The following is an 11079-nucleotide window of genomic DNA, read 5'->3' on the forward strand; positions in this document are numbered from 1 at the left end:
CATGTATCACTCCATTCTGACCGAGACCGAGGGCCGGGTCGCCACGATCCGCTTTAACCGGCCTGATCAACTCAACGCGCTCAACACGCAGGTGATGGAGGAGGTGCTGGCCGCTGCAACCGCCTTCGATGCCGATCCCGATATCGGCTGCCTGATCCTGACCGGCAATGACCGCGCCTTCGCGGCTGGGGCCGATATCGCTGAGTTGGCGGTGCAGACCTATGCCAGCATGCAGGCCAGTGATTTCTTCGCCGGCTGGGACAGGTTCGCCGCGCTCCGCCTGCCCAAGCTGGCCGCCGTCAGCGGTTATGCGCTGGGCGGTGGCTGCGAGGTGGCCCTGATGTGCGACATCATCCTGGCGTCCGAGACCGCCAGGTTCGGTCAGCCCGAGATCAAGATCGGCTGCATTCCCGGCATCGGGGGCACCCAGCGCCTCACCCGTCTGATCGGACGCGCCCGAGCGATGGACCTGATCCTGACCGGGCGCCTGATCGACGCACAGGAGGCCCTGCAAATGGGTTTGGTCAGCCGGGTTGTTGCTCCCGAGGCCTTGTCTGGGACCGCGATGGACACCGCTCAGATTATCGCTGGCTACGCTGCGGACATCACCCAAATGGCGCGCGCCTGTGTGAACATGGCCGAGCAAAGCACGCTGGACAGCGGGCTGCGCTATGAACGGCAAACGTATCACGCACTTTATGGCCTGCCTGCGCAGAAGGAGGGCATGACGGCCTTTCTTGAAAAACGACCACCTCGATTTCATCAAAACTGATCGCGAGGTGCCCCCGGACAATTCAGTTCTGATTGCTGTCTTGGGGATTGCGCGACATCGTCTGCCTCAACGACCGATCTTGCCTGAAGCCGCCTTTTTTCACGGCGCGTCCGGGGGCGTCGAAATTTCTCCAGTCGTGCCTCGAACGATGCATTTCAACTCACAACAGACCCTGAAATTCGTCGGGTCGTCCGACGTTATGTAGTCTGTAAACCTTTCGCCAGCGAGTGTTCCGATTGCTTCCGCCGGAATTCGGATGGTGGTCAATCCGGGTTCGACATCGGCAGACCCCTTAAAATCTCCGATGCCGATTATTGAGAGATCATCGGGAACATTCAGGCCGAGTTTCTGGGCTGCAAAAAGCGCACCCTGGGCAATGACGTCATTACCGCAGAGCAGCGCGGTTGGGCGTTTGTGCCGGGCCAGCAGGTCCAATGTCGCTTGTTTTGCCTGTGAAACGCTGTAGGGCGCCTCGGTTTTGCGGTGATCGGGCACAGTGATCTTGCGGCTGGCGAGTGCTTCGAGAACAGCGGATAGCCGATGGCTGGCGCGATCATTCCCTGTCGTGTCGGGAAAGATCAGGCCGATGTCGCGGTGACCCAACGCCAGCAGATGCCCTGCCGCCATGTGTCCGGCCTGCCAGTTGTCCGCACCGACGCAGGGCAGCACCGAAGTTTCGGCATAGTTCCAGATTTCCAGGGCGGGAATGCCCTGCTGTTCGATCAATCGGATCGTGGCCTCGGAATGCTGCAGTCCAACCAGGGCCACCCCGTCGACGCGGTGTTCCAGCAATTTTCGGACCATGGCGTATTCACGGTCTAGGTCATAGCCGTGAGAGGCCAGCAGCAGGCTGAACCCGGCCTTGTCGATGGAATCCGAAAACGCCTGTATGACTTCGGCAAAGATGGCGTGGTTGATGGTGGGAACAATCAGCCCGATCGTGCCTGACCGTCTGCCATGGATGGTCTGGGCCGCTCGGTTGCGGATATAGCCGAGTTTCTGCACTGCGCGATTGATTTTCTTGCGAGTCGCGGGGTTCACCAGATCGGGGTGGTTGAAGGTGCGCGATACCGTGGACGCGGACACTTTCGCGGCCTTTGCAACCGCCACGATATCCACCTTACCTTTTTGAAAGTTAGCCATAATATCTTCACTCGCGGCTGATTTTATGAAAACATTTGCAATACTATTTTCATCGCCTAACCTAGTTTGTCAACAAAAGGCAAAGCCGGACTTTGCGGGTTGGGAGGCCTCGGATGGAATTCATATATTACTTCGGAGATGTGTTCTCGCCGCTGTCCTTCCTACTGCTGCTCGGGGGTACGATTGGCGGGCTGATCCTTGGCGCGACACCAGGTCTGTCACCCACGATGGCCGTGGCCTTGTTGATCCCGTTCACATTCCAGCTTGAGGCGGTTCAGGGGCTGATCCTGCTGGGGGCCGCTTACACTTCGACCGTTGCAGGGGGCGCTGTCAGTGCCATTCTGCTCAAGATCCCCGGTGCGCCGGCCAATATCGCCACCACGCTGGACGGGCACACCATGGCCAAGCAGGGGCAGGGTGCGCGGGCGTTGCAACTGTCGTTCCTGGCCTCGGCTGTCGGTGGCATCTTTGGCGTGCTGCTGCTGATCTTTCTGACCCCGGTGCTGGCAAAATGGGCGCTGGCCTTTGGTCCGTCGCACCTGTTCTGGCTGGCGATACTGGGTGTCACGGTGATCGGGACGCTGGATTCGTCCTCGGTGGTCAAGGGGCTGTTGTCGGGATGCATCGGGCTGTGGCTGGCCACCATCGGATTTGACGACATCATGGGCGCGCAGCGGTTCATCTTTCACCCCGCACTCGGGGGCGGGATCAACATCATCGCCGCTCTGATCGGCCTGTTCGCCATTCCGCAGGTCCTGACCATGTTCGCCAAGGGCCGGCGCAATGTCGGGGCCGAGGTGATCGAAGTGCAGCGCCATTCGATCCTGGCCGCCATTCGCGAGTTGTTTAGCCGTACCCGCGCGCTGAGCATCGGCACACTGATCGGATCGGTCATCGGCCTGATCCCCGGTGTCGGAGGTCAGATCGCCGGTTTGGTCGCTTATGATCAGACCAAGAAATTCTCGTCCGAAAAGGACAAGTTTGGTACCGGCCATTCCGAGGGCGTGATCGCGGCAGAATCCGCCAATAATGCCATGGTCGGTCCCTCGCTTGTGCCGCTGCTGACCCTTTCGATCCCGGGCAGCCCCACCGCCGCCGTGCTGTTGGGTGGGTTGCTGATCCATGGGATCTTTCCGGGCTCGGATCTGTTCGACAATCACCCCGATGTCGCCTGGACCTTCATCAATTCGATGCTGATCGGGCAGGTGCTGATGTGCATCTTCGGCCTCTACGTCGCCGGTCTTGCGGCGCGCGTCGCACAGGTGCCGCAATCGGTGATGGCTGCCATCGTTCTGTCGCTGTCGGTATTTGGCGCCTATTCGGTGCAAAGCTCGATGGGGGATGTTTATGTCATGGCCTGCCTCGGCATCGGCATGTTCTTCCTTGAGCGCTTCGGCTTTTCGGCCGCACCGCTGGTGCTGGGCCTGATCCTGGGGCCGATCGCCGAGGCGAATTTCATACAGGGGTCGATGATCGCAGACGCCACCGACGGTCGAAGCGCCTATTTCCTGACCGGCGGATTGAACCTGTTCCTGATCGCCGTGGTGCTGGCCTCCATCGCCTACTCGGTCTGGATGGAGCTTCGCCATCGCCGCTACACCACCAAAGAGGAGGCGCAGGCATGAACCGCTCACAGCATGTATTCGGATCGGGCATTGTGTTTGCCATCGGGCTCTGGGTGACCTGGGTCAGCTATACCCAACAACCGGCCGAGGCCTTTTTGTTCCCGCGTCTTATCGCATCGGTCTTTGTTGTGCTGGCGGGATGGACCTTTGGCAAGGCGGTACTGGGCTTGTCCAAGGTGGGCACCGGTGTGTCGCGGACCATGTTCGTGAACCTGCTGCCGGGGTTGGTCGTCATGCTGATCTATGTCTTCTGGGCGGCCAAGACGCTGGGGTTCTACACCGCAACTGTCATCGCCTTTTTCATCCTGCTGTCTCTCTATGACCCGGCCCCGCATGCCGAGGCCAAAAGCTGGATCAAGCGCGCGATTATCACGGTCGTCTTCGTGGCGGTGATGTACGGGCTCTTTGCCATGCTGCTGAACGTCTACACACCAAAGGAAATTCTGTTCTGACCGTGCGCGACACGGCTGAACTCAATCAGGGAGGAAACAAGAAATGAAACGATTGTTTGCAGGGGTGGCACTGGCGCTCATGGGGTTGACCGGCGCAGCAGTGGCCGAGGATTACCCCGAACGGCCGATCATGATGATGGTAAGTTACGGCGCAGGAGGTGCCACGGATTTCCAGGCGCGGATTGTGACCATGACCTCCGGCAACGAAGATGCGCTTGGCATGCCCATTGCCATCATCAACAAACCCGGCGCGGGCGGGCGCGTGGGCTGGAACTGGTTCGCCACCCAGGCCGAGGCTGACGGCTATACGCTGGCCGCCTATAATGTGCCGCATTTCATTGCCCAGTCGATCAAGGGCGGGGTGCAGTACTCGGCCGACAGCTTTGAGCCGATTGCCAATTGGGGCGCCGATCCGGCGGTGTTTGTGGTGGGTACCGACAGCCCGTTCAACTCGATGGAAGATGTCGTTGCCTTTGCCAAGGAAAACCCCGGCAAGCTGACCGTTTCCGGTGCAGGCCTGTTCGTTGGCCACCACATTGCGGCCTTGCAGATCGATAAGGCCGCCGGGATCAAGATGGCCTATATCCCCACCAAGGGCGGTGGCGCTGCCGCAATGAAAGCGGTGATTGCCGGTGAAGTGATGGGCGGCATCAACAACCTCTCCGACGCTTTCCGCGCGCAAGAGGCGGGCAACGTCAAAATCCTTGGTGTTGCCGATCTGGAGCGTAATGCGTTCCTGCCGGAGGTGCCCACGATGAAGGAACAGGGGCTGGAGGTGGACAATTCCTCGGTCAATTTCCGGGGTGTCATGGTGCCCAAGGGCACCCCGCCTGAGGTAATCGAGAAACTGTCCGTCACCGTGCCCGAAATGTTCGCCAATTCCCGCGTCGCCAATAAGATGGAGGCAGGCGGCTCGCCCATGCACATCATGACACGTGACGAGGTGATCGAGATGTGGGCGCAGCGTCAGCAGACGCTGAACGAATTGCTGGCCGGTCTCTGATCGGCTTACCCCCCTCGGGGCGGAGTCGGTCCGCCCCGGACAACCAATCGAGGACACAGATGAACGCTCAGAACGGGATTGCCCCCGAAATCGCTGAACTGGATCGGATTGTGGCGCGGGCGCGCAAGGCGCAGGCGGCATTCGAGGCCCAGGGCAGTCAGGCGCTTTATGACAAGGCGGCGCTGGCGGCGGGATGGGCCATCATGGAACCGGCCCGCAACCGGGCGCTGGCCGAGACGGCAGTGCAAACCACCGGTCTGGGCAACGTGCCCGACAAGATTACCAAGAACCACCGCAAGACTCTGGGCTTGCTGCGAGACATCACCGGGGTGCAGACCCATGGCACCATCAGCGACGACCCGGCCACCGGGATCACCGAAATCGCAAGGCCCATTGGTGTGATCGGCGCGGTTGTCCCATCGACCAATCCTGCCGCTACACCGGCAAACAACATCATCAATGCGCTCAAGGGCGGCAATTCCATCGTGGTGGCCCCGTCCCCCAAGGGCGTGGCGTCTTGCGAGATGCTGCTGGGCTATATCCATGCCGAGTTTGACAAGTTGGAATTGGATCGCGATCTGGTGCAGATGATCCCCGCCCCCGGTTCGAAAGCCAAGACCCAACGGCTTATGGAAACCGTCGATCGGGTGATCTGCACTGGCAGTCAGAACAACGTGCATCGCGCACAATCCTGCGGCACCCCCGCCGTTGCGGTTGGCGCGGGCAATGTGACGGTGATCGTGGATGAAAGCGCCGATCAGACCGCCGCAGCCGCGAAGATCACGGCATCGAAGTGCTTCGACAACGCGACCTCATGTTCATCCGAGAACTCGGTGATTGTGGTGGATGCAGTCTATGACGCCTTTGTCGCCGCGATGGCCGCAGAAGGCGGCGCTCTGGTGCCTGCCTCTGACGCTGAGGATATCATCGCGCGGCTTTGGCCGGACGGGCATCTCAACCGTTCGGTCATCGCTCAGGATGCCGACAAGATGCTCGATGCGCTTGGCATGGCCGGGAAGGTGCCGGAGGGCACTAAAATCCTCGCGGTTGAAACCGATGGGATTGGCCCGGATCATCCTCTGTCCGGGGAAAAGCTGAGCCGGGTACTGGCGCTGTATCGGGCGAAGGACTTTGCTGAGGCCAAGGCCACGACAACCCGTATCCTGGCGTATCAGGGGGCCGGGCATTCGGTTGGCATCCATACCGGGGATGACGCCCGCGCCGTTGAACTGGGTCGCGATCTGCCGACCTGCCGGGTCATTGTCAATCAGGCCCATACCTTCGCCACCGGGGGCAGTTTCAACAACGGGATGCCGTTTTCCCTGTCAATGGGATGCGGCAGTTGGGGCGGCAATTCCATTGACACCAATCTGCACTGGCGCCATTTCGTCCAGACTACCAAGATCGTGCGCGAGATACCGTCGCGAGAACCCGAACTGGACGAGATTTTTGGCCAGTATTGGGCAGAGGCGGGCCAATGAGGGAACCACCCAACGGAACCGTCCGTGACTGGCTGGACCTGCGCGCGGATCAGGGCGGCGCTGGTTTCGTCTTCCCCGACGGTGCGCCGGACCTGAGCTGGGTCGAGCTGCGAGACGTGGCCTGCCGCATCGCTTGCATGTTGACCGATCTGGGCGTGGCCAAAGGCGAAAGCGTTGCGATCCTCTATCCCAATTGCCGCGAAGCTTTGGCTGTGGTTTTCGGTGTTCTCTATGGCGGGTTCCGCGCCACCATGATCAACTTGGTCGCGGGTGACAGTGCCGTTGCTTATGCGCTGGATCACAGCGACGCGCGTTTTGGCTTTGTGCATCCCGATCAGACCGAGTTGTTCGATCGCACAGCCACCCGCGAGGCGATCATCCCAATGCAGGTCGCACAGGCAGAGGGCGCCACGGGCGATCTGCACGAACTTGCGCCCGAGGACCATGCGCTCCTGATGTATACTTCGGGCACGACCGGCCGCCCGAAAGGGGTGGTGCACACCCATTCCAGCCTTTTGGCAGGTGGCTGGACAACGGCGGTGGCGCATGAGTTGACGGCCAATGATCGCGGGTTCTGCGTCTTGCCGATCTATCACATCAACGGCCTGTGCGTGACGGTGATGGGCACGCTTGTTTCGGGCGGTTCGCTGGCCATGTGCGAGCGCTTCTCGGCCAGCCGGTTCTGGGGCAATCTGGGGCGGGCGCAGGCAACGTGGTTCTCGGTTGTTCCCACCATAATTTCCCATCTTCTGCATTCCGACCTCAACCCCGAGCCTGAGACGTGCAAGCGCCTCCGGTTTGGCCGCTCGGCCTCATCCGCGCTGGCGCCAGACGTGCAGCGCGCGTTCGAGAAACGGTTTTCGGTTCCAATCATCGAAACCATGGGGCTGACCGAAACCGCTGCGCAAATCCTGTCGAATCCCCTGCCGCCGGGCGTGCGCAAGATCGGCTCGCCGGGGGTCGCCTATGGGAATGAGGCGGCGATCTTTGACGCCGACCTGCAGCCCGCCCCGCGCAAGGCCGAAGGGGAGCTGGTCATTCGTGGGCCAAACGTCATGCTCGAATACCTCAAGGATCCCGGCGCGACCGCCGGGACATTCACCCCGGACGGGTGGCTGCGCACTGGAGATCTGGGGCGCATGGATGCGGATGGCTATGTCTATGTCACCGGACGGCTGAAAGAACTGATTATCAAGGGCGGTGAAAACATCGCCCCGCGCGAAATAGACGAGGCGCTTTACTCGCACCCTGACGTTGTCGAGGCCGCCGCCTTTGCGCGGCCCTGCAAAAGCTACGGGGAAACGGTTGCCGCCGCTGTAAGGCTCCGCGATGGGTCGGCCCTGACCGCGCAGGCCCTTCTGGAAATTTGCCAGAGCCGTTTGGGAAAGTTCAAATCGCCTGACGAGATTCACCTGTTGGGCGATCTACCGAAGGGTCCGTCGGGAAAAATTCAGAGAAACAGGATTCTCGCAATCGTAGAAGAACGTACCGGCGCCCCCTCTTAGATGCAGAGGCGCCGGTGTTGGTCTCTTATCCGAGATCCATGCCAAGCGATTGGAGTTGCGCCAGCAGTGCACTGCCCGGATCGTCCACGCTATTCCAATTGTCGGCGGTCAGGTTTGATAGTGTCAGGTCTTCGGCCTGCACGCCTTGCAATGTCGTGAGATTGCCGCCATTTCCGAGAATCTCGATCACCAGATCATCACCCATTTCGGTGACTTGCAGATTTTGCGATCCCAGTGACCGAAAGTCCAAACGATCCTGAGCAGGATCGAAACCTTCGAACGTCGTTTTGGCGCCCCAATCCCAGAACAGCTCGATCGTGTCTGGCCCATCGGTCAGAGCCGTGGCGCCCGCTCCGCCGTTTCCGGTATCCGTGGGGGGTGTCGCTCCCGACCCGTCGCCCTGGTCCTGATCTTCGAGGTCGCCGGTCCGGGTCTGGAACCCATCGGTGGTCGCGCCCGCCGGTGCCTGCGGGGTCAGCAACTCTGCGCGAGAGACCAGCGTGACGGCGTCCTGCTCAAAGCCGAACGGCACCTCAAGATTGTCTTCGATGACCTGATCATGATGAAACTCAACCCGACCCGGTACCAGATCGGCCAGCGTTACACCCGCCAAGGTGAGGCTTTGCCCGGAAGGCAGAGAGGAAATGACCAAGCCGTCCGCCGTATCTTCGACCGACAACCGTTCACGCGTGCCGAAATAGAGAAAGCTCAGCTTCATGCTGTTCGGGTCGAACCCGTTCATCACCTCATGCACGCCATATTCATGGCTGCGGACATAAACAGTGTCCTGCGCGCGCGGGCCCTGGCCGAGTTCCCAACTTAGGACACCACCGATATCCTGCCGGAAGTGCTCGTTGCCGACGATACCGAAACTGTCGATGCTGAGGTCCTGAAAACCGACCCCTTGAACGATCTGCGCCGCATCTGACCAGGGGCTGTCGACGACAATTTCGCCATTGGCCGATTTCGTCAGGATCATACCATGAACCGAGGTGTCGCCGACCGAGAGGATGTCGCGCGCCGGATCGAAACCAGTGATGTCGTCCGCGTTTGAATCCGCCCGCCAGATCGTGCCGCCATTATCCGTGGTGCCCAGAATCTGCGGCGGATTTGACCCATCGGTGTCATAGGACAACACATAGCCGTCGCTGCCCGCCGGTTCGGTGATGACCGTTCCCAATGCCGAGGCGACCTCGTTTTGGGCCGACGCTTCGGCAATCGAGAAATTCGCCATGGTGAGATCGGCAAGCCCCAGTCCTTGCAGGATCGTGGTGGACATTACCGCTCCGGCGTCGTCGCTGACGGCAAGGCGGACGGTCTGGCCCAGCGCGTCGCCGCTTTCTTCGAAGATGTCCAGCCGCGTGCCGGTCACGCCCGCGCCGAGATGCAGCATGTCTTTCGAGGGGTCAAAATCCGCAATGGTTCGCGAGGGCGTATCCAGGGTGATGTCGATCATCATGCCTTCATGCATCCCGCCTGATGATCCCCCCGCATGGTGCCCATCTGTCTCGCCGACGAGCTCGGCAAACACGGCCCGTGCGCTGCCGTCGAGCACGTTGATCCGCGCCGGGTCCAGTTCGGCGGCGGACACACCAGCCAAGGTCACGCTCTGGTTGTTTGACGGAATGGCGATGGTCAGGCCGTTTGTTGACTCAGTCACGCTCAGGGCGTCCGCTCCAATCCAAGCAATAAACAGCGTGTCGCTAGCCGGATCGAATTCAACGGTTTCAGCCCGTCCCCATTGCCAGTCGATGGCAACGCTCGCATTGCCCGCTGAGATTGTATCGTTTGCGAAGTCATCCACACTCGGCGGTGTCGTAGGCATCTCGGGCGCGGGAGGATCGACCGGCGGGGACGGCTCGCCCGGTTCGACAGGGTCGGGCGTGTCGCCCACCTCAATCGGCGCAGAACCCTGATAGACAGCGATCGCCTCTTCAACTGTCGGAGTGGTGTAGCCGCCAAATTGTTCAATATAGCGCAGTATCGACGTGCCGTATTCATCTGTCGAAACGGCGCCATTCTGCAGCAGCGAAAGCGTGCCCCAGGCCCCGCGCAGATGCGCTGCGGCCATGATGCCCGAAAGTGTCAGTGTGACCGTAACCGGTTGCCCCGCATCCACATAGCTGCGCGTGCTGCCAATATAGTCGTCAAGGCTCTCTCCCTGATAACCCAGGCCCGTTTCGATGACCTGCAGATTATACCCGAACGCCTCCTGAATGGCGTGCTCCTGCGCGGCGCCGGTCATGAAATCCTCTAGTGAATGGACCCCGTTCTTGCCGGTCCAGGTGCCATCCCAGGTATTGGTAGCTGCGCCATTGCCGTAGAACAGGTCATCCTGATAATACCCAAGGTCGATCAACAGCGCTTCACCGAATTGATACCCGACAAAACCCAGGCTGTTCATCGACCTGTAGGACATTGCCTGCCATTCGTCGTCTGACAGGTCGCCCCACCGGCTGTGGGTGGGGAAGAAGTCCGTCACTGATCCGTCGGCCCATTGATCGAGTTGCCAGTCTGCGATCGTGCCCGCCTCATAACGATCGCGATCCCAGCCGGATTCGAAATCGCGCAGCGCATCGCGAAATTCTGAGTAACTTCCTGAGGTCATGAGTCCGCTCCCTATTTTGTTCACGCGCAAGTGATAGAGAGGGATAGATGCAACATATTGTTAAGATTGAACATTAACGGAATTCGCGGCGAGTTTCTGCCGCAAGGCTGCCTTTTGAAAGGCGTGAATCTGCTTGTCTGGGAGACAGAAGCAATTCCACTGAACGCGCGTTTTTTGGGTTGAGATCGCCTTTACAGGGTTGGATTGTCTGGCCAAATCGGGCCTGCGCGCGCGATTCCCGCAGCCAGCCTTGCGATCACATTTCTGTTATTCAAGTCACGTACAACGCAGGGGCAAGCGAGTCCATTGAGGACAATCCGGCAGCGTTACAATTCCAGACGCATCCTTCTAGGTTCTGGACCTATTAATTTTGTTGCCGTCATCCCGCCTGCGTGATTCATGCCCGTGAGTTTCAGGGGTATAACATGAGCAATCTATTCTGGCTGACCGATGAGCAGATGGCGCGGCTTCAGCCTTACTTTCCAAAGAG

Annotated in this window: 8 protein-coding genes; 6 read left to right on the forward strand and 2 right to left on the reverse strand. The window is 60.1% G+C overall.

Annotated features, from left to right (window positions below; translation table 11 throughout):
• Position 1: 1 nt before the first annotated feature.
• Complete coding sequence (locus AB1E34_RS12895; RefSeq protein ID WP_372572747.1) at positions 2-772, forward strand: enoyl-CoA hydratase-related protein; 771 nt, start codon at positions 2-4, stop codon at positions 770-772.
• A gap of 99 nt (positions 773-871) precedes the next feature.
• Here the strand turns inward: AB1E34_RS12895 and AB1E34_RS12900 are convergent, their stop codons facing one another.
• Positions 872-1915 carry a LacI family DNA-binding transcriptional regulator gene (locus AB1E34_RS12900; protein WP_372572748.1) on the reverse strand — a complete coding sequence of 348 codons (1044 nt, stop codon included), beginning with the start codon at positions 1913-1915 and terminating at the stop codon, positions 872-874.
• Positions 1916-2028: 113 nt separating this feature from the next.
• Between AB1E34_RS12900 and AB1E34_RS12905 the strand changes: the two genes are divergently transcribed.
• From AB1E34_RS12905 to AB1E34_RS12925, 5 genes are read left to right on the forward strand one after another with little or no spacing between them, the layout of a single operon-like run.
• Positions 2029-3540 (forward strand): tripartite tricarboxylate transporter permease, encoded by a 1512-nt coding sequence (locus AB1E34_RS12905; RefSeq protein ID WP_372572749.1) that lies wholly within the window; start codon positions 2029-2031, stop codon positions 3538-3540.
• A complete protein-coding gene (locus AB1E34_RS12910; RefSeq protein ID WP_372572750.1) occupies positions 3537-3992 on the forward strand; it encodes a tripartite tricarboxylate transporter TctB family protein in 456 nt (151 codons plus the stop codon). Before AB1E34_RS12905 ends, AB1E34_RS12910 begins: the two co-directional genes overlap by 4 nt.
• A 43-nt stretch (positions 3993-4035) precedes the next feature.
• A complete protein-coding gene (locus tag AB1E34_RS12915) occupies positions 4036-4995 on the forward strand; it encodes a Bug family tripartite tricarboxylate transporter substrate binding protein (RefSeq protein ID WP_372572751.1) in 960 nt (319 codons plus the stop codon).
• A 59-nt stretch (positions 4996-5054) separates the two neighbouring features.
• A complete protein-coding gene (sauS, locus tag AB1E34_RS12920) occupies positions 5055-6476 on the forward strand; it encodes an acylating sulfoacetaldehyde dehydrogenase (RefSeq protein ID WP_372572752.1) in 1422 nt (473 codons plus the stop codon).
• Positions 6473-7981, forward strand: coding sequence for an AMP-binding protein (locus tag AB1E34_RS12925; protein WP_372572753.1), 1509 nt, complete (start codon positions 6473-6475; stop codon positions 7979-7981). Before sauS ends, AB1E34_RS12925 begins: the two co-directional genes overlap by 4 nt.
• A gap of 25 nt (positions 7982-8006) precedes the next feature.
• On the opposite strand, the gene AB1E34_RS12930 is transcribed toward AB1E34_RS12925, so the two are convergent.
• On the reverse strand, positions 8007-10589 hold the full coding sequence (locus AB1E34_RS12930; RefSeq protein WP_372572754.1) for a hypothetical protein: 2583 nt from the start codon (positions 10587-10589) through the stop codon (positions 8007-8009).
• Positions 10590-11079: the final 490 nt, after the last annotated feature.

The sequence above is a fragment of the Ruegeria jejuensis genome, assembly GCF_041537905.1.
Lineage (GTDB): Bacteria > Pseudomonadota > Alphaproteobacteria > Rhodobacterales > Rhodobacteraceae > Ruegeria_C.